Origin of the sequence: Proteus columbae, assembly GCF_002777965.1 — a bacterium.
Taxonomy (GTDB): domain Bacteria; phylum Pseudomonadota; class Gammaproteobacteria; order Enterobacterales; family Enterobacteriaceae; genus Proteus; species Proteus columbae.
Genome location: NZ_NGVR01000025.1, coordinates 58,757 through 85,060 on the forward strand (window position 1 = coordinate 58,757; position 26,304 = coordinate 85,060).

General features: G+C 37.6%; 22 protein-coding genes and 1 tRNA gene. 16 read left to right on the forward strand and 7 right to left on the reverse strand.

Annotated features, from left to right (window positions below):
• Positions 1-54: 54 nt before the first annotated feature.
• Together CBE70_RS13105 and CBE70_RS13110 are read left to right on the forward strand one after the other, a co-directional pair.
• On the forward strand, positions 55-639 hold the full coding sequence (locus CBE70_RS13105) for a DNA-3-methyladenine glycosylase I (protein ID WP_100159693.1): 585 nt from the start codon (positions 55-57) through the stop codon (positions 637-639).
• 170 nt (positions 640-809) lie between these two features.
• Entirely contained in the window at positions 810-2,069 is a 1,260-nt protein-coding gene (locus CBE70_RS13110; protein ID WP_100159694.1) for a valine--pyruvate transaminase, read from the forward strand.
• Between the two features lie 265 nt (positions 2,070-2,334).
• Here CBE70_RS13110 and CBE70_RS13115 read toward each other — a convergent pair whose 3' ends face one another.
• On the reverse strand, positions 2,335-3,993 hold the full coding sequence (locus tag CBE70_RS13115) for a putative transporter (protein WP_100159695.1): 1,659 nt from the start codon (positions 3,991-3,993) through the stop codon (positions 2,335-2,337).
• A gap of 390 nt (positions 3,994-4,383) precedes the next feature.
• On the opposite strand from CBE70_RS13115, the gene CBE70_RS13120 reads away from it, so the two are divergent.
• Positions 4,384-4,719 (forward strand): YceK/YidQ family lipoprotein, encoded by a 336-nt coding sequence (locus tag CBE70_RS13120; RefSeq protein ID WP_100159696.1) that lies wholly within the window; start codon positions 4,384-4,386, stop codon positions 4,717-4,719.
• A gap of 55 nt (positions 4,720-4,774) precedes the next feature.
• Here the strand turns inward: CBE70_RS13120 and CBE70_RS13125 are convergent, their stop codons facing one another.
• The gene (locus CBE70_RS13125) at positions 4,775-5,080 is read right to left on the reverse strand and encodes a DUF5339 family protein (protein WP_100159697.1); all 306 of its coding nucleotides are present in this window, start codon (positions 5,078-5,080) and stop codon (positions 4,775-4,777) included.
• Positions 5,081-5,379: 299 nt separating this feature from the next.
• Between CBE70_RS13125 and CBE70_RS13130 the strand changes: the two genes are divergently transcribed.
• From CBE70_RS13130 to CBE70_RS13165, 8 genes are all read left to right on the forward strand, one after another.
• A tRNA-Pro gene (locus CBE70_RS13130) sits at positions 5,380-5,456 on the forward strand.
• A gap of 862 nt (positions 5,457-6,318) precedes the next feature.
• The gene (gene dppA, locus CBE70_RS13135) at positions 6,319-7,926 is read left to right on the forward strand and encodes a dipeptide ABC transporter periplasmic-binding protein DppA (protein ID WP_100159698.1); all 1,608 of its coding nucleotides are present in this window, start codon (positions 6,319-6,321) and stop codon (positions 7,924-7,926) included.
• Positions 7,927-8,091: 165 nt separating this feature from the next.
• Entirely contained in the window at positions 8,092-9,111 is a 1,020-nt protein-coding gene (dppB, locus tag CBE70_RS13140) for a dipeptide ABC transporter permease DppB (RefSeq protein WP_100159699.1), read from the forward strand.
• A 10-nt stretch (positions 9,112-9,121) separates the two neighbouring features.
• A complete protein-coding gene (dppC, locus tag CBE70_RS13145; protein ID WP_069369576.1) occupies positions 9,122-10,024 on the forward strand; it encodes a dipeptide ABC transporter permease DppC in 903 nt (300 codons plus the stop codon).
• A gap of 12 nt (positions 10,025-10,036) precedes the next feature.
• Complete coding sequence (gene dppD, locus CBE70_RS13150) at positions 10,037-11,020, forward strand: dipeptide ABC transporter ATP-binding protein (protein WP_100159700.1); 984 nt, start codon at positions 10,037-10,039, stop codon at positions 11,018-11,020.
• On the forward strand, positions 11,013-12,014 hold the full coding sequence (gene dppF, locus CBE70_RS13155; RefSeq protein ID WP_100159701.1) for a dipeptide ABC transporter ATP-binding subunit DppF: 1,002 nt from the start codon (positions 11,013-11,015) through the stop codon (positions 12,012-12,014). The genes dppD and dppF overlap by 8 nt, the downstream gene beginning before the upstream one ends.
• 528 nt (positions 12,015-12,542) lie before the next feature.
• Positions 12,543-13,253 (forward strand): HAMP domain-containing protein, encoded by a 711-nt coding sequence (locus tag CBE70_RS13160; RefSeq protein ID WP_100159702.1) that lies wholly within the window; start codon positions 12,543-12,545, stop codon positions 13,251-13,253.
• 174 nt (positions 13,254-13,427) lie between these two features.
• A complete protein-coding gene (locus CBE70_RS13165) occupies positions 13,428-14,957 on the forward strand; it encodes an insulinase family protein (protein ID WP_232797397.1) in 1,530 nt (509 codons plus the stop codon).
• Between the two features lie 93 nt (positions 14,958-15,050).
• Here the strand turns inward: CBE70_RS13165 and CBE70_RS13170 are convergent, their stop codons facing one another.
• The 4 genes from CBE70_RS13170 to CBE70_RS13185 form a co-directional block, all read right to left on the reverse strand.
• Positions 15,051-16,061 carry a serine hydrolase domain-containing protein gene (locus CBE70_RS13170; RefSeq protein ID WP_100159703.1) on the reverse strand — a complete coding sequence of 337 codons (1,011 nt, stop codon included), beginning with the start codon at positions 16,059-16,061 and terminating at the stop codon, positions 15,051-15,053.
• A gap of 80 nt (positions 16,062-16,141) precedes the next feature.
• Complete coding sequence (locus tag CBE70_RS13175; RefSeq protein ID WP_100159704.1) at positions 16,142-16,351, reverse strand: 2-hydroxymuconate tautomerase family protein; 210 nt, start codon at positions 16,349-16,351, stop codon at positions 16,142-16,144.
• A 69-nt stretch (positions 16,352-16,420) separates the two neighbouring features.
• Positions 16,421-17,440 (reverse strand): inner membrane protein YhjD, encoded by a 1,020-nt coding sequence (yhjD, locus tag CBE70_RS13180; protein WP_100159705.1) that lies wholly within the window; start codon positions 17,438-17,440, stop codon positions 16,421-16,423.
• A 333-nt stretch (positions 17,441-17,773) separates the two neighbouring features.
• Positions 17,774-18,163, reverse strand: a complete 390-nt coding sequence (locus CBE70_RS13185) for a DUF1090 domain-containing protein (protein WP_100159706.1) — start codon at positions 18,161-18,163, stop codon at positions 17,774-17,776.
• Between the two features lie 180 nt (positions 18,164-18,343).
• Here CBE70_RS13185 and CBE70_RS13190 point away from each other — a divergent pair, with 180 nt between their 5' ends.
• The 4 genes from CBE70_RS13190 to CBE70_RS13205 all read left to right on the forward strand — a co-directional run bounded on the left by CBE70_RS13190 (position 18,344) and on the right by CBE70_RS13205 (position 23,259).
• Positions 18,344-19,186 carry a 23S rRNA (adenine(2030)-N(6))-methyltransferase RlmJ gene (locus tag CBE70_RS13190; protein WP_100159707.1) on the forward strand — a complete coding sequence of 281 codons (843 nt, stop codon included), beginning with the start codon at positions 18,344-18,346 and terminating at the stop codon, positions 19,184-19,186.
• 144 nt (positions 19,187-19,330) lie between these two features.
• Positions 19,331-20,686, forward strand: a complete 1,356-nt coding sequence (gene gorA / locus CBE70_RS13195) for a glutathione-disulfide reductase (protein WP_100159708.1) — start codon at positions 19,331-19,333, stop codon at positions 20,684-20,686.
• Between the two features lie 611 nt (positions 20,687-21,297).
• The gene (locus CBE70_RS13200) at positions 21,298-22,719 is read left to right on the forward strand and encodes an NAD(P)/FAD-dependent oxidoreductase (protein ID WP_100159709.1); all 1,422 of its coding nucleotides are present in this window, start codon (positions 21,298-21,300) and stop codon (positions 22,717-22,719) included.
• Positions 22,720-22,764: 45 nt separating this feature from the next.
• The gene (locus CBE70_RS13205; RefSeq protein WP_023583272.1) at positions 22,765-23,259 is read left to right on the forward strand and encodes a RidA family protein; all 495 of its coding nucleotides are present in this window, start codon (positions 22,765-22,767) and stop codon (positions 23,257-23,259) included.
• A 144-nt stretch (positions 23,260-23,403) separates the two neighbouring features.
• Here the strand turns inward: CBE70_RS13205 and CBE70_RS13210 are convergent, their stop codons facing one another.
• Positions 23,404-24,384, reverse strand: coding sequence for a LacI family DNA-binding transcriptional regulator (locus tag CBE70_RS13210; RefSeq protein WP_100159710.1), 981 nt, complete (start codon positions 24,382-24,384; stop codon positions 23,404-23,406).
• Between the two features lie 216 nt (positions 24,385-24,600).
• Between CBE70_RS13210 and CBE70_RS13215 the strand changes: the two genes are divergently transcribed.
• A complete protein-coding gene (locus CBE70_RS13215; RefSeq protein ID WP_100159711.1) occupies positions 24,601-26,259 on the forward strand; it encodes an alpha-glucosidase in 1,659 nt (552 codons plus the stop codon).
• Positions 26,260-26,304: the final 45 nt, after the last annotated feature.

The window sequence follows — 26,304 nt, forward strand, 5'->3', positions numbered from 1 at the left end:
ATACAGTATATAAAATGGTGCTATTGAAAGTTATTGGTAACAAGGAATGAAAAAATGAATAAGCAGCGTTGCGATTGGGTAACCAGTGATCCTGAATATTTGGCATATCATGATGACGAATGGGGCAAACCTGAACGAGATAAATACAAGCTTTTTGAAATGATCTGCCTTGAAGGTCAACAAGCTGGGTTATCTTGGTATACCGTACTTAAGAAAAGAGAAGGTTTTCGTCGCTGTTTTTTTGATTTTTCACCCGAAAAAATTGCCAAAATGACAGATAAAGATGTTGAAGCTTTATTGCAAGATCCTGCAATTATTCGCCATCAAGGAAAAATTAACGCCATTATTAATAACGCACGTATTTTTATGACAATGGAAGAAAAAGGTGAAGATTTTAGTCAGTTTATTTGGCAATTCGTTGATAATAAACCCATTATTAATCAGTGGAACAATATATCCCAAGTACCAGCATCCACCGAAATCTCAGATAAAATGGCAAAAACGTTAAAGAAAAAAGGTTTTAAATTTGTTGGCACAACAACTTGCTACGCTTTTATGCAAGCCGTAGGTATGGTAAATGACCATATTCTCTCTTGTTTTTGTCGCCAAGAAGAGAGTAAGAACACCAATAAAAAGTAAAATATGAGTTGAGTTATCTTTAATTTTTAATGTTATTAGTTTTATATTTCAATATGCAAAAGCATATTAATATTACTGCTCTATCATTTTGATTATAACTATTGATGCAGGTTAAAGCTCGCGGTATGGTATTTCTTAACGAGAAAGCAACATAGAAGATACCTGCAAAGATGACTCAACTATCACAATTTGGGCAAAAATTTGCTCAGCATTCAGGCATTGCTCGCTTGATGCAAGACTTAAATGAAGGTATTCGCACACCTGGCGCTGTAATGCTCGGGGGCGGAAATCCTGCTCATATTCCTGAAATGGATAACTATTTTCGCCAATTACTGAAAGAGATGACAGAAAATGGCTCATTAAGTGATGCGGTTTGTAACTATGATGGCCCTCAAGGTAAAGATGCCATGTTACAAGCGCTGGCGGTATGTTTAAAAGAGAAGTTAGGCTGGAATATTTCGGCGAAAAATATTGCACTAACTAATGGTAGTCAAAGTGCTTTTTTCTATCTGTTTAATTTATTAGGTGGCACAACCAAGGATGGAAAAAAACGCAAAATTCTTTTCCCAATTGCCCCTGAATACATTGGTTATACTGATTCTGGATTAGAAGAAGATCTGTTTGTTGCGAATAAGCCAACAATAGAAATGTTGCCGAATGGGCAATTTAAATATCATGTTGATTTTGCTCATCTTGAAATCAGTGATGATATTGCGGCTATTTGTGTTTCAAGACCAACAAACCCAACGGGTAATGTTATTACAGATGACGAGGTTGAAAAGCTAGAGGCTTTAGCTAAACGGCACAATATCCCTCTGATTATAGATAATGCTTACGGTGTTCCTTTTCCGGGTATTATTTTTACTCAAGCAACACCTCGTTGGAATGACAACACTATCCTTTGTATGAGTCTATCTAAGTTAGGCTTACCAGGGGCACGTTGTGGCATTATTATCGCCAATGAAGAGCTGATTTCAGCCATTACAAATGTTAACGGCATTATTAGCCTCGCACCGGGAGGAATTGGGCCTGCAATGGCATTAGAAATGCTAAAACGCGATGATTTAATGCGGTTATCCCAAGATGTGATAGGGCCTTTCTATCATCAAAGAGTACTTGAAACTATTCATATTATTCGCCGCTATTTACCTGAAGAACGTTGTCTTATTCATAAGCCTGAAGGTGCAATCTTTTTATGGCTTTGGTTTAAAGACTTACCTGTTTCTTGTGAAGAGCTTTATCGTCGTTTGAAAAAGCGTGGTGTATTAATGGTGCCGGGGCATTACTTCTTTCCGGGATTAGAAAATTCATGGGATCACGCTCATCAATGTATGCGAATGAATTACGTACCTGAGCCTGAATTGATTGAGAAAGGAATAAAAATTCTGGCTGAAGAAATCGAGAATATCTATCAGCCAGTGAATATCTAATAAAAATGCCCCTTCAGCGAGAAGAAGGGGCAAAGACAATAACGAGGACTTTTGAGCATAAGTTTGACGGAAAGAAATTGATTACTAAAAATTTAGCAATCCGTCTCAATCTAAATTTCTTAGCACGAGAACCATTAAAACAGATATTTATAAAATCTATGGCTTAAATAAGAGCCATTCATTGCCTTAATTATCTCTCTGCTAAGCTAAATGTGGATTTTGATAACAAATTTGGTTCAACTATTTAATATATTTATTATTTTTACTACAAAGTCCATATAATAAGTGCCATTAATTGTGGTGTTATGATGCGTAAAAACATTGCTAAAGGGTAAACTGTGGCATAGGAAAGTGCGGCAGCCCCACTTGAGCTATGAATTGAGTTTGCGAAGGCTAATGCAGGGGGATCTGTCATTGAACCTGCTAACATTCCGCAGAGGCTTAAATAATTAAGCTTAAAGAAGACTCTGGCTATCATACCGACAATTAATAATGGTAGTAACGTAATCAAAATACCGTAGCCAATCCAACTCAAGCCTTGACCATAAATTAATGTTTCAACAAATTCACCACCAGAGTTTAGTCCTACCACCGCAAGAAACATGACAATACCTAGCTCTCGCAATGCCAAGTTTGCACTTGGAGGCATAAACCAATAGAGCTTACCAAATGTACCAATACGCCCTAAAATTAAGGCTACAACAAGGGGACCGCCTGCTAATCCCAGTTTAAGTGCCACAGGAATACCAGGAATAAAAATAGGAATAGAGCCAAGTAAAACCCCTAAGCCGATACCAATAAAGACAGGGAGCATTTGAACTTGTTCTAATTTCTGACGAGCGTTACCTAACAGGACTGTAATGGCTTCAATAGATTCTGGGCGTCCAACAACATTAAGAATATCCCCGAATTGCAACATACTATTATTACTTGGAATAAGTTCGATACCCGCGCGGTTCAATCGAGTTACTACAACATCGTATTTTCTTTTCAGATCCAGATCTTTTAAACGCTTACTGAGCACAGAATCATTTGTTACAACAACCCGCACTGATTGCAGTAAATTTGTTGATGTTGAAAGTGAAGCATCAACCTCTTCACCAAGTACTAGGCGTACTTTATTGAGATCTTCTTTTGAACCCACAATATGCAGCAAATCTCCCAACTGAATAATTGTTGATGGCATAGGTACCATGATGTTATCTCCCCGCTTTAAGCGGGAGCAGACAATGGCATCTTCATTGAGCAGAGGAATATCTTGCATTAATAAGCCATCTAAATTGGGGTTTTTAATCGCAATATTAATGGTATGTAGTGCATCTTTAGTGCTGTGTTGTTGGCTGCTAAACGCTTTTGCTTCTTCATCAATGTTGATTTTAAAGAACACACGAATCAGCCACATTACTAGTAGAATGCCACAGATCCCCATGGGATAAGCCATGGCATAGCCCATCCCCATTTGCCCCACAGAAGTTGGGTCAACATGCAAATCAGTCAGTATTTGTTGTCCTGCACCTAAAGAAGGGGTGTTGGTTACAGCACCTGAAAAAATACCCAAAATAATAGGCAAAGGAACGTCAAATAAACGATAAATAGACGCGGTTATAATTGAGCCAAGAAGAATAATTAATATGGCAAAGGCGTTTAGTTTTAAGCCCGAAACACGTAGTGAGGAGAAAAAACCAGGGCCGACTTGGATACCAATAGTATAAACGAAAAGAATAAGCCCAAATTCTTGAATAAAATGAAGGGTTTGTGCATTAAGTGAGAAGTTATAGTGCTGAGCAAAGTGGCCAATAATAATGCCACCAAAAAGAACACCGCCTATCCCTAGACTGACTCGATAGATTTTGATATTGCCAATCCAAAGACCTAGAGCGCCTGCTAATGACAACATCACCATTGTTAATGCAATATCACTCATAAAAAAGATCCTGTACCCAAAAATAACAATGAGAAAATTTGAGCTAAAACGATAAACCTATTTTGGCAAATAACAATGAAAGTCGCTGTGTCTTATCGCACAGATTCAACATATATAGAGATCAAAAAAACAAGAAAGATAAATATAGAGTTAAAGTGTTTATTTAAAATAATGACGGTTGAATTTTAATATCATCGAAACATAATAATTAATAATATTATTATGCTTTTTTTAATTAGATAAAGTGAAACTTTCTTATACTAGAATTATTTATTTAATGACTGAAAAATTAAGCTTTTTTATATCATCTTTCTCTTGTCCTGTAAGAGAAAACAGGTTTAACTATATGATAAAAAGCGTTGACTACAGATCTCGTTTTATAGGTGCCCTATGATATTCAGAACGACAAGTAAAAATTTAACATTAGTCACATTTTTGACGACATTACTGACAGGTTGCTCAAGTGTTATGACTCATGCAGGCCCGAATAAAGAACTTTATTCAGGAACAAAAAATAACATGACAATGCTAAAAGATGATGAAACCGGATGGGCAATGAAACCATTGGTTATTATCGATCTCCCTTTTAGTGCCGTATTAGATACTTTATTATTACCTTATGATTATTATACTCAGGGTGATGATAAAAGTGATAATTCACCTAAAGAACGCATAAAAAGATTGGAAAGTACAACTGCGAATAATAATCATGAAAATAAGAATTAATATCAAATTAATGACTAAATAAGTAATTATATTTAGTCATTATCTGTTTGTTTGATTATTTATTTAGAGCCATTTCTTCTTTAGGGCCAAACATTTTATTCAAACTATTAAGCTCTTGCATTTCCTTGTCACATATTACTTTTTGTTCTGCTAGAGGCGCTGTCATTATCTGCTTTTTGCTTTGCTCGAAGTTAGCCTTAATCTCCGGCATATTATGTTTTAGATCTTCTCTTTGAGAAATGTACTGAATAAATTTATCAGCTTCTTTAAAGTACACTCGGCAAGCATGAGCTGTAGATGCTTGAGCTGGAAGTGTGGTTGACAATAAAAGTAATACGACACCCCACCAACATTGTTTCATTCTCTAAACTACCTACCTTATTTGACATAAGTGAATTATATAAAAAGCACACTAATTAGACGATAATAATTAAGAATAAATTTGTTATTTTTTTTCATATTTTATGGATAACGTAAAGAAAGCCATAGTAAAACGAAGAAAGAAAGGTGAGCTTGTTACAATAAAGCTAAAACACACCTCTTTTTTATGATAAAAAAGTTAAAAATCAACCATTTTGGTTGAAAACCATACGAACAGTCAGGAGATACTAAAAAAGTATTGACGGAGTGGGCTTCTGGCAGTAAGATGCACCTCGTTTTCGGCGAGTAGCGCAGCCTGGTAGCGCAACTGGTTTGGGACCAGTGGGTCGGAGGTTCGAATCCTCTCTCGCCGACCATATTAAGAAACCCCGCTTTTAAAGCGGGGTTTTGTCGTTTTAGCCTTACCAAAATACCGTGCTCTTATTTTTTGATTTCGCCATAAATGGTATTTTCTCTCGATAATCTAACTTCTATTTCATCTCCATCTTGCATTCCAAACTCCCATTTCGTTCAGAAACAGATAACCGTGGAAATATTTTCCAAATCAAGAAAAATATTGGCTGGAAATGGCTTTGGATTTAGCAGGCTCAATAAAGTTGTTTGCCCTTAAATTATCTTAGAAACGCCTAATGAATAACCTAAAGGGATCTTTAAGTTTTTCATCCAACCCTCTTTTTATTGAGGATGGAATGTCTGAAAATATTGAAAAAATATAAATTTTTCACTATAAAAGCATGAAAATTATTAATAACAGACTGAGTCTAATAGTCTTATCTAGTTAACTGATTTGTTAAGAGCCAAAAATTGACACTTTTCACTCTATTTGCCTGATTAAAACTGAAATCAGGATCCTCTAGCAAGGTGATTATTTTTCTTCCATAACAGAATAAAGCACCAAGTTCTTTGTTTCATTTCAAAATATTCGTTCAAAATTTAAGCGGTTAATCACAAATTATGGCTTTTTTTAAAATAGTCATTTCACTTAAGGATTTCTTAATGTGTGGTTTTATTGACTAGATATTAGCCAGAGACTTATTTTTTTATTCTGAGTTTGTTCGATATTCGTTTCATTTGTGTTTATAACTTGTTCTTTTTACCTTCTAACACCTTATTGACGTAAGGGAATACAGTTGGTTAATTGAACAATGACAAAATAAAAAGGTATTCCGTTTTTAAACAGGAAACCAAAACACAACAGAACAATTTCGGAGAGTAATGATGAAAAGCTCCAAAAAACAGACAGGAATTTTGACCGCTACAATTGGATTGCTCGCATTAGCTGTTTCTGCGGGTGTACAGGCAAAAACATTGGTGTATTGCTCTGAAGGTTCACCTGAAGGATTTAACCCTCAGTTATTTACCTCTGGAACAACTTATGACGCAAGTTCAGTGCCTATCTATGACCGTTTAGTTGAATTTAAACTGGGTACAACAGAAATTATTCCGGGCTTAGCTGAAAGCTGGGATGTGAGCGATGATGGCAAAGTGTATACCTTCCATTTGCGTAAAGGCGTGAATTGGCATAGTAGTAAAACCTTTAAGCCAACGCGTGAATTTAATGCGGATGACGTGATGTATACGTTTATGCGTCAAATGGATCCAAAACATCCTTATCATAAAGTCTCTGGTGGAAGTTATGAATACTTCTCCGGCATGGATATGAACAACATGATCGAGAAAATCGAGAAAGTTGATGATCATACCGTTCGTTTTGTTTTAACTCGCTCAGAAGCGCCTTTTATTGCTGATATGGCAATGGACTTTGCATCTATATTATCTGCTGAATATGCAGATAATATGATGAAAGCAGGTACACCTGAGAAAGTGGATCTCGATCCTATTGGTACAGGGCCTTTTCAATTACAGCAATATCAAAAAGATTCTCGTATTCTTTATAAAGCCAACGACCAATATTGGGGTAAAAAACCAGATATTGACCGTTTAGTCTTTTCTATTACACCTGATGCCTCTGTACGATATGCAAAACTGCAAAAAGGCGAGTGTCAGGCAATGCCTTTCCCAAATCCTGCTGATATTGCGAAGATGAAGCAAAATAGCGATATCAATCTGTTAGAACAACCTGGACTAAACGTGGGTTATATCTCTTTTAACGTTGAGAAAAAACCACTGGATAACCAAAAAGTTCGCCAAGCATTAAGTATGGCGGTGAATAAAGACGCCATTATTGAAGCGGTTTATCAAGGTGCAGGTCAGAAGGCGAAAAACCTTATTCCTCCTACAATGTGGGGTTATAACGATGATATCGTCGATTATGAATATAACCCTGAAAAAGCGAAAGCACTGCTAAAAGAAGCTGGTCTTGCCGATGGTTTTACTATCGACTTATGGGCAATGCCGGTACAGCGTCCTTATAACCCAAATGCCCGCCGTATGGCTGAAATGGTACAAGCGGATTGGGAAAAAATTGGTGTTAAAACCAAAATTGTGAGTTACGAGTGGGGCGAGTATCTCAAGCGTGCTAAGTCTGGCGAACACCAAGCTGTCATGATGGGTTGGACAGGTGATAATGGGGATCCAGATAACTTCTTCGCTACGCTATTTAGTTGTGCGGCAAAAGAGCAAGGATCAAACTATTCAAAATGGTGCTATAAGCCATTTGAAGATCTGATCCAGCCTGCACGAGTAGCCGCTGATCACGAAAAGCGTGTTGAACTTTACAAACAAGCTCAAGTTGTTATGCATGATCAAGCACCGGCTCTGATTATTGCTCACTCGACGGTTTATGAGCCAGTGAGTAAAAAAGTAGAAAACTACGTGGTTGATCCATTAGGCAAACATCACTTCGAGAATGTCTCTCTTAAATAATAGCAATACCTAATCGTTGGGTTGCCTTAAGTACGGTGTCTTTCTTTATGAAAGACACCGCTATTCAATAATAACGAATACATTCAGTACACTGTGGGCGCAGGGGACTTTCCCCTGATTTATCAGCGCTATCTTTTAGCTGATGTTTGAAAAGAGAATTAGGATATGCTGCAATTTATCCTTCAACGTTTGGGACTTGTGATCCCTACGTTTATCGGAATTACATTACTGACGTTTATTTTTGTTCATCTTATTCCCGGCGATCCGGTAATGATCATGGCGGGTGAACGTGGACTTTCTCCAGAACGACATGCTTATTTAATGGCTGAGTTAGGGCTGGATAAGCCTTTATGGCAACAATATATCAATTACCTAAATGGCATTTTACATGGTGATTTAGGTATCTCATTAAAAAGCCGCATTCCTGTATGGGATGAATTTTTACCTCGCTTTAAAGCTACTTTAGAACTTGGCGTTTGCGCCATGATTTTTGCGGTTTCGGTTGGGATCCCCGTTGGTGTTTTGGCTGCGGTAAAACGTGGCTCTATCTTTGATCACACCGCGATTAGTGTGTCATTAGCAGGTTACTCTATGCCAATTTTCTGGTGGGGGATCATGTTAATCATGCTAGTGTCTGTAAAATTAGACCTAACCCCTGTCTCTGGGCGTCTCGCTGATAGTGTCTTTTTAGATGACAGCAATCCACTCACTGGATTTATGCTAATTGATACCTTTATTTGGGGTGAGGAAGGGGATTTCTTAGATGCAGTTCATCACATCATTTTACCTGCCATAGTATTAGGAACCATTCCTTTAGCTGTTATCGTGCGTATGACGCGTTCTTCGATGCTTGAAGTATTAGGCGAAGATTATATTCGTACTGCTAGAGCAAAAGGTTTAAGCCGTGCTCGTGTCATTCTTATCCACGCATTACGCAATGCAATGTTACCTGTTGTCACCGTTATTGGATTACAAGTTGGAACAATGCTGGCTGGCGCAATCTTAACAGAAACTATTTTCTCATGGCCGGGATTAGGACGCTGGTTGATTGATGCCTTACAGCGACGCGATTATCCAGTTGTTCAAGGTGGTGTGCTTTTAATTGCAACGATGATTATCTTTGTCAATCTGTTGGTTGATGTTCTTTATGGCATTGTGAATCCGCGTATTCGCCATAAAAAATAAGGAATGCATAATGACTGAAAATAAAGTAACACCGGTCATCAGTGCACCGGCTCCCATGACACCCTTCCAAGAATTTTGGCACTACTTTAAACAAAATAAAGGTGCCGTTGTTGGGTTAATCTATATTGTAATTATGTTGCTTATCGCATTACTGGCAGGTTTTCTTGCACCTCATGCCCCTAATGAGCAATTTCGTGATTTCTTATTGGCGCCTCCTGTTTGGCAAGAAGGGGGAAGCTGGCAATTTATTCTAGGTACTGATGATGTTGGTCGCGATATTCTTTCGCGCTTAATGTTTGGTGCTCGCCTTTCATTGTTGGTGGGCTGTATTGTTGTTGTACTATCACTTATCTTAGGAATTATTCTAGGGTTGGCAGCGGGTTATTTCGGCGGTCTTGTGGATATCGGCATTATGCGTGTCGTTGATATCATGCTGGCATTACCAAGTTTATTATTGGCGTTAGTCTTGGTCGCTATTTTTGGCCCCTCTATTGTTAATGCTTCTATTGCGTTAACTTTTGTTGCTTTACCACATTATGTTCGACTGACTCGTGCCGCGGTTTTAATTGAAGTTAATCGCGATTATGTAATTGCCTCTCGTGTTGCGGGCGCGGGTTCACTGCGTCAGATGTTTATCAATATCTTACCTAACTGCCTTGCACCTTTAATTGTTCAAGCCTCTTTAGGTTTTTCTAATGCAATCTTAGATATGGCGGCATTGGGCTTTTTGGGCATGGGCGCGCAACCACCAACACCTGAATGGGGAACCATGTTATCTGATGTGTTGCAGTTTACACAAAGTGCATGGTGGGTTGTGACGTTTCCTGGTCTGGCGATTTTGTTTACCGTATTAGCCTTTAACTTAATGGGTGATGGTTTACGAGATGCGCTTGATCCGAAATTAAAGCAGTAACGGAGTAAGAACATGGCATTACTAAATATTAATCAACTATCTGTTCACTTTGGTGATGAAGATACTCCGTTTAAAGCGGTAGACCGAATTAGTTATCAAGTTGAAGAAGGACAAGTTGTCGGTATTGTAGGGGAATCAGGTTCAGGTAAATCAGTCAGCTCACTGGCGATTATGGGGCTTATTGATTTTCCTGGGCGAGTAAGCGCACAAGAGCTCTATTTTGATGGTAGAGATTTGATGAAAATCTCCGAATCAGAGCGACGCAATTTAGTCGGTGCCGATGTTGCGATGATTTTCCAAGATCCAATGACAAGCTTGAATCCTTGCTTTACGATTGGCTATCAAATTATGGAAGCGTTAAAAGTCCATCAGGGAGGAAGTCGTAAAACACGTAAACAGCGTGCTATCGATCTTTTAACGCTGGTGGGTATTCCTGATCCAGCTTCTCGCTTAGATGTCTATCCACACCAGCTTTCAGGGGGAATGAGTCAGCGTGTGATGATCGCAATGGCGATCGCTTGTCGCCCTAAGTTATTGATTGCAGATGAACCAACCACAGCACTAGATGTGACTATTCAGGCTCAAATCATAGAGCTTCTACTCGATTTACAAAAACAAGAAAATATGGCGTTAGTGTTAATCACTCACGATCTAGCGTTAGTGGCAGAAGCTGCCGACACCATTATTGTGATGTATGCGGGGCAAGTGGTGGAATCCGGAAAAGCATCTGAAATTTTTAAAGCGCCTCGACATCCTTATACTCAAGCATTATTAAGAGCACTCCCTGAGTTTGCGAGTAATAAAGCGCGATTAGCATCGTTACCGGGCGTTGTACCGGGACGCTATGATCGACCAACAGGTTGCTTACTCAATCCACGTTGCCCATATGCTCATGATGAATGTTATAAGATTGAGCCTGAATTAAAAGAATTAGGAACGCACCGTGTGAAATGTCATACACCGTTAGATAACGCAGGGGAACCTACCCATGGCTGAAGTTAATCCAAATGTATCAACTCCCTTATTAAAAGCGGTTAATTTAGCGAAATATTACAGCGTAAAAGGCGGGTTTTTCTCAAAAGAGAGAACAGTTAAAGCCCTTGATGGTGTTTCTTTTGAATTAGAACGTGGTAAAACTTTGGCTATTGTTGGTGAATCAGGATGTGGTAAATCCACATTAGGTCGATTATTGACGATGATTGAGGTCCCTACTTCAGGCGAGCTTTCTTATCGAGGGCAAAATCTGTTAATTAAAGATAAATCGGCTGAGAAGCTGCGTCGCCAAAAGATCCAAATTGTGTTTCAAAATCCTTATGGATCATTGAACCCGCGTAAAAAAGTGGGGCAAATTTTAGAAGAGCCTTTATTGATTAATACAACACTGAATGCCTCTGAGCGTAAAGAAAAAGTATTATCAATGATGGCTAAAGTTGGATTAAAAACAGAACATTATAGCCGATACCCACATATGTTTTCTGGTGGTCAACGTCAGCGTATTGCTATTGCGCGTGGCTTAATGCTTGATCCAGACATTGTGGTCGCTGATGAACCTGTTTCTGCGCTGGATGTATCAGTTCGAGCCCAAGTACTGAATTTAATGATGGATCTACAACAAGATATGGGACTTTCTTATGTTTTTATTTCTCATGATCTTTCGGTTGTCGAGCATATTGCAGATGAAGTAATTGTCATGTATTTAGGGCGTTGTGTAGAAAAAGGAACAAAAGCTCAAATTTTTGAAAATCCACAACATCCTTATACGCAGGCATTATTATCAGCGACACCAAGATTAATGCCGGAATTAAGACGAGAGCGTATTAAATTAACGGGAGAATTGCCAAGCCCATTAAATCCACCACCGGGTTGTGCTTTCGCAGCTCGTTGTCATCGTGCATTTGGTCCATGCAGTCAATTACAGCCAACATTAAAAGAGTATAATGGCCAGCTTATTGCTTGTTTTGCGGTGGAGCAAGATAACGCGACAGTTTAAATAAAATAAATTTCTCTCATTAAATAAGAACAATATACTGATTTATATTGTTCTTATTTTTTCATTAATAATATTTAATTAATCTTAACTAAATAATCTAATAATGATTTTATAGATATCAAATATTATATTTATATGAATTTTTTAAAATATAAACTTCAATGATATTAAAGGGAAATAATATTTTCTATTAAGGAATATACGGCTCTTAGCATTGCATTTTAACTTGGAAGTAAGGGTTTAATAGCGTTTAATTTTATGTGTTCTAGTGTTTTTTAGTGAATTGTATCTTTTCATTAAAATAAAGTAGATTTGTTGTAAATAACTAAGAGAAAGTAAGATTTTATTTTTATTTTACTATTTTTATCTTATAACTATACTCAAATAACAATAATTATATATTTATCTACTTTCATTTTAATGGAAAGGCGCTTTTTATAACGTTATTTTCTTTATTGAGAGTGATACATAATCACAAAAATACAGTATAATCACTCTGTTCAGACATGTATATTGGAAATAGCAACGATGAAACCTCATCTTAAACATTCATTAACAATAAAACAGATGGCCGCTGTCGCGGGCGTTACGTTGGTGACTATTGCTATTTTTATCAGTATTCAACTTGTTTATTTGATAGATCAACGCCGTGAAGATTATCAAAATCAGCTTTTTAATGCCGGTGTAAGTATCCAGCAACCACTCGCTGATGCATTGTTACGATCAGATTTGAACGATGCTAAACAACAGATTGTTACACTAAAAGCGACGGGGATTTTGGGAAAAGCGATTGTCATGCAACCCGAAAATGTACAAGTGATGAGTTTAGATTTTGCACCGAAGAAAGAAGTCTCTGAATTCTCAAGTTGGCTTTTTGGTATTCCCGTTGAAGCTGTTATTCCTTTACAGCCATTAGGTATTACTTCAACAGATGATAAGTCCTATAGTGGTCATCTTATTTTACAGGCTGACACAAATCGTTTTTATCGTTTTGCCAGTAATACTGTTGCCTTGATGCTAACAACATATCTGTTGATGGGGCTTATTCTGACGGTTGCTATTAGTTGGTGTATTAATCGTATTGTTGTAAAACCTTTACGCCAAATCGCCGTTACCCTCAATAAAGATAGCCAAGTTTCAGCGTTATCTTGTCCAAAATCACATTGTGATGATGAGATTGGTTTGCTGGTTAAAGGATATAATCATCAAAAATCTGATCAAAATTTGCCGAAGGTCTGAACCTTCTTACGCCATAATGAGTCTAATCACTATAGTGATTTCATTTCATGTTTCTGTGGTGATAAAGAATGATAATACAAAAAATAGACATCCAACATCTAACATGTCTTTTGGCACTTATTGTTAAACCTCATAAGTGGTTTAATACCAAGGATTAATACAACAGAGGTTCACATGCAGGGTGTAATGACACGAATTTTATTGGGAAGCGTTATGTTCGGCGCTGTTATTTGCCAAGTTCAAGCGGAGGCTTTACAGCCTGACCCTGCTTGGCAAGAAGGGCGACTAGCAAATGGTTTTCAGTGGCAAATCTTACAAACACCGCAACGCCCAAATGATAGAATACAGATCCGTTTATTAGTCAATACGGGCTCTTTATCAGAAAAAAGCAGTGAAACGGGTTTTTCATCCTTAGTATCCAAACTCAACGTTTTGGAAAATACAGGTTTAACGCCGGAGAAACGCGATAATCTATGGAAAAATGCGTTAGATCCTGACTATCCGTTGCCGCCAATGATCGTTTCATACGATTTTACTGTTTATAATCTAAGTTTACCGAATAACCAGCCTGAGTTGTTAAAAGATGCTTTTGCATTATTAGCAGGTATTGCTAAACCGGCACAATATACTGAAGATGCGGTTCGTAACGCAGTTCAATCCCCACTTCCTGTTGCAACGTTTCCTCTTAATATTGAAGATCCTATCTGGCGCTCACGCCTTGAAGGTTCTAATTTGAAAGGCCACAATCCGGGCAAACCTGTTAATCAATCTGTAAATACTAAAGAGTTGTCAGATTACCAACAACGTTGGTATACCCCAGATATGATGACACTTTATGTTGCAGGTAATGTTGATAATCGAGTATTGACTGAAAGTATTAATCAGGCCTTTTCACCTCTATCAGGAAAGCGTGTAACACCAGTTCCAGTGCCTGTTCTTGCCGATATGAAACCTGAAACGTTATATGTGCAAGAGCCTATGCGTGCAAAAGACCAAATTGCTTTAATTTGGGATTTAGACTGGTCGCCAGTAAAAGACTCTGACACGTTAAACAAATATTGGTTAAGTGATTTAGCTCGTGAAGTGATTTTTGTGCATTTAGGTCGTAGCCTTGAACAACGTAAGGAAAACGACAGTACTCAAATTAACATTGATTGCCGGGTACAATATCAGCGTGCAAGTTGTTCTTTAAATATTGATACTGCAACCGCGCACATTCCTGCCTTAGCATCATGGGTGGGAGAAGAATTAGGTCGTTTGCGTAACCAAGGTATTAGCGATGAGTTATACCAAGAGCTACAACAAGAGAAACAACTTCAATTAACTCAGTTGTTTGCGCGCTATGCAAAAACCAGTACGGCTATTTTAATTAATCAGCGTTTGTTATCACAACAAAGCAATATCATTGATATTCCACCTGAACAATATCAACGTTTACGCCAAGCATTTTTAGCTGGTTTAACAAAAGAGACATTAAATCAGGAGCTTTCAAGAGTTTTATCTGAAGATATTACTTTTGTATTAACGCAAAGCGGTGAAACGCCAACTGTAAATCTAGGTGAATTACGTATTCAATTTGAAAAACAAGTTCATCCAGAAACGGCAATACAATCTGCGCCTGTTGCAACTAATGCTACACCAAATAAAACAGTTGAACCCCCTGCGGTAACAACTCCAGCAGCAACACCGGCAAAGAAATCGTAATAAAATAGAGATAGGCAGATATTGGCAATATATCTGCCATAAAATAAACCAAAAGCCAAAAGTGTTATTGATACATTTTTGGCTTTTTGCTTTTTAAAGGCGTTTAAATGCTTCTTTAATAATGGCTATCAAATCTTCACGGTTATTTCTTTGGGTTGTAAAACCGGCAATAGCAATCTGTTTTTCAGGTAAGTAATAAGCTACTGAACCCCAATAACCAAGATGATAGTAAAGTGTGCCTAGGTCAGTTTCTTCGGCCATTAAACCTAAACGATAATTTGCAGCACCTGTATGTGAGCCTTGCCATTTCATTTCTTTTAAGGTTGATGGATGCAAATAAACTCTATCTTCGAAAAGGTCAGCTGTAAATTTAGCTAACTCAAGGGTTGTCATCACAAGCCCGCCACCGCCAAAAGCATCCATTGAAGCATCAATATGAGTACCTTCATGCTCACCTGTAAATTGTCTAGCACGCGCTTTAGGATGCTTAGGTTGTAGTTCTAAATCTTCCCACCACGTTTGTGGTAAATCTAAGTCTTGAAAATGCAATAAATCACGAACAGCGGTGGCCATATTTTTTCTCATAAACTGAGAAAGGATATCACCTAACAAAATATATCCTGTATCTGAATAAATGAAGCGTTTTCCAGCCGGAATAATGGGAAAGCCTTGCTGAGCATAGCGCGCTATTTGCTCTTCTCGCGTCCATTTATGAGAGGGATCTTTAATAACATCTTCAAGGTAAGCTTCATTTGCATGATCGAATAACCCACTGCTATGGCTTAATAAATGGCGCAGTGTAATAGTCTTAAGATCATACCCTAGCTCTAATAATGTCTGTTGATAATTAGCACTTAAATATTTAGTTATATCATCATCAAGGGATAGAGCATCTTGTTCCCATAAACGTAAAAAAGCGGCTGCGAGAAAGGTTTTTGTATTACTAGCGATTCGAAAAGGCGTATCTACAGTTAATTTTTTCTGGGTACTTTCATCGGCAAATCCGTGCGCCATACCAAAAGGGTACTGAATGCCTGCACCTGTAATATAGATAGCACTTGCTGAAGGTAAGGCATGAAAAGCATCAGTCATTGATTGAACCATAGTTACTTCCTTATCTGTCAGGAAAATAAATCAGCAAAAAGGGTGTACTTGGCACCCTTTATTTATATTGCAGAAATTCTTTATTTACTTTTTGTTGCTGCTCGTAATTCCGTTACTGTTTTACCGCCTATTCCCCAGTTATCCGTTTCAACTTCATCAATTACCACAACGGTGGTTGCTGGGTTTTTACCTAATACATCAACCAAAAGTTGTGTTGCTCCCGCAATGAGTTGCTCTTTTTGCTCTGGAGTTGCACCTTCGCGTGTAATTTTAATATTAACGTATGGCATTGTTTTTCCTTATTACGTTATTTATAGGCGGTTAATGCAGGGAATTAACCATATAGTTTTATCATAAAGTTAAGATGTTGATTGCGTTTCAGCCAACTGTTCTTTGCGCATATTTGGGCCATCAGTGGCGATCCACGCGGCACAAAAAAGTGTCAATCGGGCAAAAAAGTAGAAGAAAGCCATTAAACCTATCACTGAACCAAATGCGGCACCTGAAGGTGAGCTTGCGATTTTGGGTAGCATCCATGTCATAACAGATTTCAATATTTCAAAACCAATGGCAGCGATAAGTGTACCTTTAATAAGCGAAATTCGTTTTGGCTGATGGCGAGGTAAGATCCACAATATCCATAAAAAAAGTAAATAGTTTGCAGTAATGGAAATAGTTAAGCCGATTGTTGTCCATGCTGGCGTTAGCCATTCAATACCATCTAATCCCAATGTGTGAACAATCATTCTTTGGGCTGAACCGGCAACAGAAGTTAGTGTAATAGTGACAATTAACGCAAAAAGTAAGCCAATTAGCGCCAAAAAGTCACGAAAGTAGCGAAAATAGATTTTCTCTTGCTCTTCTTTATTTCTTTCCCAAACGGGGCGTGATTGAGCCAAAATGGCTTGGCGTAAGTTACCTACCCAATTAACACCAGAATAAAGTGCAATTGCTAAACCGGTTAAACCAACGGTTGTACGCTGGCGAACTGCGGTATCAATACTTTGTTGAACGGTGGATGCAAGCGTTGGGTCGTCGATGCTATTTGCGACACCTGTAATTAATTTAGCGAGCAAATCTGGATTTGAGGCTAAAACGAAACCCGCACAAGCAAAGGAAAGCATTAATACAGGGATTAATGATAAAAATGAAAAATAAGTAATAGCGGCACCAAACTGATTTCCCATTCTGTCAGTAAAGCGTTCGGCAGTGCGAATAAGATGTGCAATAAAAGGAATGTTAGTAATAAAGTTACTGATTTTTATCCCAATACCGATGGCCTTTTTTCCGCCATGGATCCCTTTTTCCAGCCCTTTTTTGAGCGGCTGAGTCAGTTGAGTTTTTTCGTTCTCTGTTTTGGGTTGCTGCTCTTCTGACATATATCCTCTTTAATTAGATCTGTCCATTTTTAATAACTGAGTGTCACTACTATAGTTTTCACTCAAAAATATCATAGCTTAATTTCTATTACACACCTTATGCTTATTGTAATTAGCCACTGATTTAGGAGATGTATTTGTTTGTTCTGGCTTAAGTGTAGATGATGCTCTATCAAAAGGCGTAGATAATCTTGTACGAAATAAAGGATAAAAAAAACAACACAGCCCAATTCTAAAATTAAATTTAGTTTAATAAGAGAATGGCTACTCACTTATTGTTTTATTAGGCATTTCACAGTCAAATAAGGAGTAGACATTAATTACTGATGATAACTACTTTGTTAGTAGATTTAATTCTTCTTCAATTGCTTTTAAATCGGCTTTTTCTTCAGCTAGCTTTCTTTCTTGTTTAGCAATTTTATCTGCATCGCCTTTAAGTTGTGCTTCTTTTAATTCTAGCTCACGCTCTTTAACATCAAGTTGTTTTTCACGTAATTCAAGGCGTGTGTTTTCAACCACTTTTTCAGGTGTGCAATAGCGTTCAACATTTTGTAATGCTCGTTCCAAGCCTTGGATACGATATTGATTTCCATGTGCTTTTGCATATTCCATCTGTTTTTGGATATTCTGCTTTTTTATCTCACAGCCATTGGCTGATCTATCTGCATAAGCATTAGTTGCAAGTAAGCTTAAGGTTATGGCCGTAAAAAGTAATTTTTTCATCTTTCTATCCTGTTTAAACTTAAGTGAAATATGAACTTATCATAACGGCTGAATACTAAGACACAACGTTTCTTTCGCTTTCAATGAAGAAGTTCGGCTTTTTCTGATACACTGAGTTTAATCACTATTTCTGAGTAAATTAATTACTAAGCTATACTTATTTCTAACGGAAGATAAAGAATGCTGAGCTATCGCCATAGTTTCCATGCTGGCAACCACGCCGATGTTTTAAAACATATTGTTCAAACACTCATCATTGAGTCTTTAAAAGAGAAAGAAAAACCTTTTCTTTATCTTGATACTCATGCTGGCGCTGGACGTTATCAATTAACCAATGCTCATGCGACTCGCACTGGCGAATATTTAGAAGGGATCGCGCGCTTATGGCAGCAAGAAGAAGTGCCTGAGCTTATTTTGCCTTACCTTGAAGCGGTTGGAGAATTAAATGCAAGTGGTGAACTGCGTTATTATCCGGGATCACCTCTATTGGCGGGCAAATTACTAAGAGAACAAGATTCTTTAGTGTTAACTGAATTACATCCAACGGATTTTCCTTTATTACGTACCGAATTCTCTCGTGATGAGCGAGTAAGAGTTTCTCGTGAAGATGGTTTTGGCCAATTAAAATCTAAGTTACCTCCGCCAAGTCGTCGTGGATTCGCATTAATTGATCCACCCTATGAACTTAAACAAGACTATTCTGCCGTTGTTAACGGTGTTGTTGAAGGCCATAAACGCTTTGCGACAGGAACTTATGCGATTTGGTATCCAGTTGTTCACCGTCAGCAAATCAAACGCATGTTAAAAGAGCTTGAAGCAACCGGGATCCGTAAGATTTTACAAATCGAATTAGCAGTAAAACCCGATAGTGATCAACTAGGGATGACTGCATCAGGCATGATTGTGATTAATCCACCTTGGAAATTAGAATCACAAATGAAATCAATACTCCCTTGGTTACATAAAACCTTAGTTCCTGAGGGTATTGGACATACATTAGTTGAGTGGGTTGTACCAGAATAAGCATCTTTATTATTGTTTTTGCCTATTACTGTAAAAGCTAAAATCTGACGTGCTATGTTTTAAATTTTGTCATAATAGACATCATGATATGAAAGACTTAGCCTGTGAGTTACCTATTTTTCTACAGATAAATGGATCAGAGAAATGACGAGCAAACATTACGATTATATCGCCATCGGTGGCGGTAGTGGCGGTATCGCATCAATTAATAGAGCGGCAATGTATGGCCAAAAATGTGCATTAATTGAAGCGAAAGCATTAGGTGGCACTTGTGTTAACGTGGGTTGTGTACCTAAAAAAGTGATGTGGCATGCAGCGCAAATTGCTGAAGCTATTCATCAATACGGCCCTGATTATGGTTTTGATACCACTGTTAACCGTTTTGATTGGGATACGCTAATTAGTAGCCGTTCTGCTTATATTGACCGTATTCATCAATCTTATGACCGTGTCTTAGGTAATAACAAAGTTGATGTTATCCAAGGGTTTGCTCGTTTTGTTGATGCCAATACTATTGAAGTTAATGGTGAAAAGATCACGGCTGACAATATTCTGATTGCAACAGGTGGTCGTCCTGTTCAACCTAATATTCCAGGTGCTGAGTATGGTATTAATTCTGATGGCTTTTTTGAATTAAAAGCCTTACCAAAACGCGTTGCTGTTGTTGGTGCTGGTTATATCGCTGTTGAACTTGCAGGTGTGTTAAATGCTTTAGGTAGTGAAACACATCTATTTGTACGTAAACATGCACCACTGCGTAATTTTGACCCATTAATCGTTGAAACACTGTTAGAAGTGATGGAAACCGAAGGGCCTAAATTGCATACACAGGCTATTCCTAAAGCCGTGATTAAAAATGCAGATGGAAGTTTAACGCTACAACTTGAAAACGGCACAGAACAAACAGTTGATACATTAATTTGGGCAATTGGTCGTGAGCCAGCAACAGATAACCTGAATCTGGCGGTAACGGGTGTCGAGTTAAATGAAAAAGGCTATATCAAAGTCGATAAATTCCAAAATACCAATGTGAAAGGAATTTATGCTGTTGGCGATAATACAGGGGCAGTTGAATTAACACCTGTCGCTGTTGCCGCAGGGCGTCGCTTGTCTGAGCGTTTATTTAACAACAAACCTAACGAACACTTAGACTATTCAAATATTCCAACGGTGGTATTTAGCCATCCTGCTATTGGTACTGTTGGTTTAACAGAGCCTCAAGCAGTTGAGCAATACGGAGCGGACCAAGTTAAAGTGTACAAATCGTCTTTCACAGCAATGTATAGTGCTGTGACTCGTCACCGTCAGCCATGTCGTATGAAGTTGGTTTGTGTTGGTGCGGACGAAAAGATTGTTGGTATTCATGGTATTGGGTTTGGTATGGATGAAATGCTACAAGGTTTTGCTGTGGCTCTGAAAATGGGTGCAACGAAAAAAGACTTTGATGATACTGTGGCAATCCACCCAACTGCAGCAGAAGAATTTGTTACGATGAGATAAGCCATTTTTATTTATATCGCTTATTTTTATTATTACGCGAAAAGCTAGAGTTAATCCTCTGGCTTTTTTTATTGAAAATTTGTACTCACCCTAGTTTTATTTCGAACTCAAACATCTTTTTACGTATTTTCCAAAAAGTATATTTGTCTACTTACTGACCCATAAACCAGTTATTAGGTGAAGTTACTTATTTTGTAAAATAAGGCTATGACATAGTCAGGATCATCTTTTTATTTTATGCAATTGTGCTATAGGTTTTGCTTGTTTTGTAAACAATATTTTACAGTCCCTCCTTGTTATTTGTATCAAAATGTTAATTATTTAAACAATTACTTTTTCTGTTAAAAATTTCTTCCGTTCTTATTATTCTCTTATTTATCAATTGATAATAAACAACATGTTTTTATTGTTAACTCATTAAGTGATGAGTTTCTATGAAAAAAAACGGTTAAAGTAACCATATTGTATCTGTGGATATTGTTATTCTAAGAAATGGTTAACAAATAATTATAATTATTAACAATATAATGAACTATGGTATTATTCAGTTTTAAAGAAATAAATGAATAACATTATAAATATAAATGGTAAATCCATTACTGAGGTAGAAGATGAAAATTTCAAGGAGAAAGCTGCTTTTAGGTGTTGGTGCTGCGGGTGTTTTAGCCGGTGGTGCTGCGTTAGTTCCAATGGTTCGCCGTGATGGCAAATTCGTTGAAGCTAAATCTAGAGCATCATTTGTCGAAGGTACAGAGGGTGCGCTGCCTAAAGAGTCTGATGCAGTGATTATTGGTGGTGGTATCCAAGGTATCATGACTGCTATCAACCTTGCAGAACGTGGCATGAGTGTCACTATTTTAGAAAAAGGCGAGATTGGCGGTGAACAATCAGGCCGAGCATACAGCCAAATTATTAGTTATCAAACATCACCAGAGATTTTCCCATTACACCATTACGGGAAAATCTTATGGCGTGGAATGAACGAGAAAATTGGTGCAGATACCAGTTATCGTACACAAGGTCGTGTAGAAGCCCTTGCTGATGAAAAAGCATTTGATAAAGCTCAAGCGTGGATCAAAACAGCAAAGGAAACTGCTGGATTTGATACACCATTAAATACACGCATTATTAAAGGTGAAGAGTTATCAAACCGTCTTGTTGGTGCTCAAACACCATGGACTGTGGCCGCTTTTGAAGAAGACTCAGGCTCTGTTGATCCAGAAACAGGCACACCGGCATTAGCACGCTACGCTAAACAAATTGGCGTAAAAATCTATACCAACTGCGCGGTAAGAGGCATTGAAACTGCGGGTGGTAAAATTTCTGATGTTGTAACAGAAAAAGGTGCAATTAGAACATCTCATGTTGTTCTTGCTGGTGGTATTTGGTCACGTTTATTTATGGGTAACATGGGCATTGATATTCCAACGCTGAATGTTTACTTATCACAGCAACGTGTATCAGGTGTTCCGGGCGCACCTCGTGGCAACGTGCATTTACCAAATGGTATTCACTTCCGTGAACAAGCCGATGGTACTTATGCTGTCGCACCACGTATTTTCACAAGCTCTATCGTGAAAGATAGCTTCTTGTTAGGGCCTAAGTTCATGCACCTATTAGGTGGTGGTGAGCTGCCATTAGAATTCTCTATCGGTGAAGACTTATTCAACTCATTTAAGATGGCAACATCTTGGAAATTAGATGAAAAAACACCGTTTGAACAATATCGTGTTGCAACAGCAACGCAGAATACTGAGCACTTGGATGCTGTATTCCAAAGAATGAAAGCTGAATTCCCAGTATTTGAAAAATCACAAGTTGTTGAACGTTGGGGCGCAGTAGTTAGCCCAACATTTGATGAATTACCTATTATTTCTGAAGTCAAAGAATACCCAGGTCTAGTTATTAATACAGCTACTGTATGGGGTATGACTGAAGGCCCAGCAGCAGGTGAAGTGACTGCTGATATCGTTACGGGTAAAAAACCAGTTATTGATCCAACACCATTTAGTATGGATCGCTTTAAGAAGTAAATAACCCCTTGTTTTACTGTAAATTAAACATGTTAAGGAGTTTTCATGCGCTATAAAAGTTTACTTGTTGCCCTACCTTTTATTTTTGGCGTAGCAAGTGCGAATGCGGAGGGTGTTGTGCACCATAAATTAAACGGTATGCCTATTTCTGAATCTGTTGAAGTGAGCGCAGCTAATAACCTCGTATTCTTAAGCGGTAAAGTACCAGCTAAGAAATCAGCAGATGCTCCAGAAGGCGTATTAGCGTCTTATGGTAACACTGAAGAACAAACTATCAGTGTATTAGAGCAAATCAAAACTCACTTAAATGAACTTGGCTTAGACATGAAAGACGTTGTTAAAATGCAAGTCTTCTTAGTCGGCGGTGAAGAAACTAAAGGTGAGATGGATTTTAAAGGCTTTATGGACGGTTATTCTAAGTACTTTGATGCTTCTAAAACTGACCAACTACCAGCTCGCTCAACTTTCCAAATCGCTAAACTGGCAAATCCAGCATGGCGTGTAGAAATTGAAGTTATCGCTGTTCGTCCTGCAAAATAAGGCGACAAGCTTTACTCAATTTTGAAGTAAAATGTAATGCGATAAAACGCCAAAGAAGGGTAACTTTCTTTGGCGTTTTTTTATAGTATCGACATGTTATGGCGATATCTCAACACAAAACTGTTATAAGAATTGACTCAATAATTAACTACTTTCACCTTGAATAAACTTCACTGGAATAACAGAAATGTTATCTGTTATTTCTTTATTCTCAATTAATGCACTAATCACTTCTACGCTTTTTTCAGCCAGTTTTTCAAAGGGTTGTTCAATACAGGTTAATTGGCGCAGTGTTTGGTTTAACCAAGGGCTGCCGTCGTAAGCAACTATTTTTAATTGTTCTGGAATGGCAATATTTCGCCTTGTTGCTTCATTAAATAATGCCATGGCGGGAATATCAGCAGCAAAAATAGCATCGATCTCTGAATGCAAAGAAAGTATTTTTGTTGCAAAAGAGTGAAAATAATCTTTCTCTTCTTCTTTCCAATTTACTTTACAAGAAATAGGTTTAATACCTGCCTGAATGAGTGTTTCTTTAAAAGCTAAACAGCTTTGATATGAAGGGGTTGATGATAAATAACTGGAATTATCTTCAATATAGAGGATTTTTTGGCAACCTTTTTGAATAAGGTGTTCTGCTGCTAATCTACCACCAGTATGGTGATCGGAACAAACTAATGGAATATCGCTAAGATGACGATCTAGCGTTACCACCGGTCTTTGAATATGCTGATATTCACTATCATCCAATAACAGATATTCTGCAATAATACCGTCGATCTGACCGCGTTTAAGCATATCAAAGAATATACGCTCACGTACTTTGCTATTTTGTGTTGCACATAACATCATGCTATAGCCATTTTCAGCGAGTTTATTTTCGATAAAACGTGTCACAGTCGCAAAATAAGGGTATTCAAGGCTATTAATAATGACACCAACAACAGCACTCTTTTGTTGATATAAATTTCTCAGCCATGTATCTGGAATGTAGTCTAATTCCTCTACCGCTTTTTTTATTTTTTCTCGTGCCGCTTGAGAAACATAACCACTGTTATTTAATGCTCTGGAAACAGTACTTGCTGCGACGTTGGCTTTTTTTGCGACATCACGGATCCCGGCCATTGAATATGCTGTTGCTCCTTTCGATTAGTTGATTACTTAATATATCTTAATCTGATTATGACAAACTCATCTTTATTGAGGTAATTGTGTTTTTTTAGTATGAGCTGTTTCACATTTTAGTATGTTAATTACCTTACCCTCTCTTTTAGTGCTTATAGTATCTTATATTAATTGTGGAACAGTTCCATATATACTAATTACCTTGGTGAGGTGAATATGTCTAATACTTGGTGGAAAGAAGCGGTGGTCTATCAAATTTATCCCAAGAGTTATTATGATAGTAACGGGGATGGTGTTGGGGATTTAGCTGGGATCACGGAAAAATTAGATTATATTCAATCACTCGGTACAAACGTTATTTGGTTATGTCCTATTTTTAAATCACCAATGAAAGACAATGGCTATGATATTGCTGATTATTCTGTTGTCGATCCTATCTTTGGTGATAATAACGCGTTAGATAAACTTATTAGCGAAGCTAAAAAACGTGATATTAAAATTCTATTAGATTTAGTATTAAATCACTCTTCTGATGAGCATCCATGGTTTAAAGCGGCAATTGAAGATCCTAATAGCCCATATAGCGATTATTATATTTTTAAGCAATGGGATAAGCCGACTCCTCCTAATAATTTACGCACTTATTTTGATTGTTCTGTTTGGAGCCGTGTTGGGAAAACTAATCGTTGGTATTTCAATTCATTTGGCCCTGAACAACCAGACTTAAATTGGGAAAACCCACAATTACGTAAAGATATTATCGACATGATAAATGTCTGGATCAAAAAAGGGGTTGCAGGATTTCGTATAGATGCGATTGGGAATTTAAAAAAATCTCCTGAAGCCTTATCTGAATATCAATTTGAACCTGATAAAGATGATGGTTCTGCATCTTTAGTGCCTTGGGTTTTAAATCAACCTGGCATTGATAAGTTTTTAACTGAATTAGTTGAGAATACTTTTAAGCCTGCAAATAGTATGACAGTTGCAGAAATTGATGTGCCTGAAAAAGATTTGCGCGCTTATGTTGGTGAGAATGGTTATTTCTCCATGGTATTTGATTTTAGTATCGCTGATTTAGATATTCGCAATGAAAAGCCATTCACCATTAATCCAATCACGGGTGAAAGATTAAAACCTGTATTTATTAAAAGCCAATTAGATACTCAACGAGTAGGTTGGGGAGCACCTTATTTAGAAAATCATGATCAACCTCGTTCATTAAATAAATTTCTCCCTAAAGGAGGCCTTAATCCTATTAGTGCCAAAATGTTAGCGACATTTTTATTAACTCAACGAGGAACGCCTTTTATTTATCAAGGGCAAGAAATTGGTATGACAAATTGCCCTATGACATTAGAGGAACATGATGATTTACATGTTTTTAAATTGCATGAATGGGGTAATAAATTAGGTTATAGCGACAAGCAAATAATTGAATACTTTAATGACCGTAGCCGTGATAATTCAAGAACACCTTTCCAATGGAATAGTGAAATAAATGGTGGTTTTAGTACAGGCAAACCATGGTTAAAAGTTAATCCTAATTATATGCAGATTAATGCAGAGCAAGAGACTGAAGATAAGCACTCTCTTTTCGCTTATTACCAACAATTAATTGCATTAAGACGACATTCAGAGATCAGTGATATTTTGATTTATGGTGAGTTTTTGCCATTAAATTCACCAGAAAATGTGATTGCTTTTAAGCGTACTTATGAAGGTAACTCAGTCAATATTTACTGTAATTTTAGTGGTGAAGAAAAAGCACTTACCATTAAGGCTAAAAATATTTATTTGCATAACAGCCCAATAGTAGAAAACGCACAAGGCGACCTTATTCTTCAGCCTTATCAAGCAATTATTTTTGCTTAATTTTCTCTATTTAATTGAAACTAAAGCGCCTTTATAAGGCGCTTT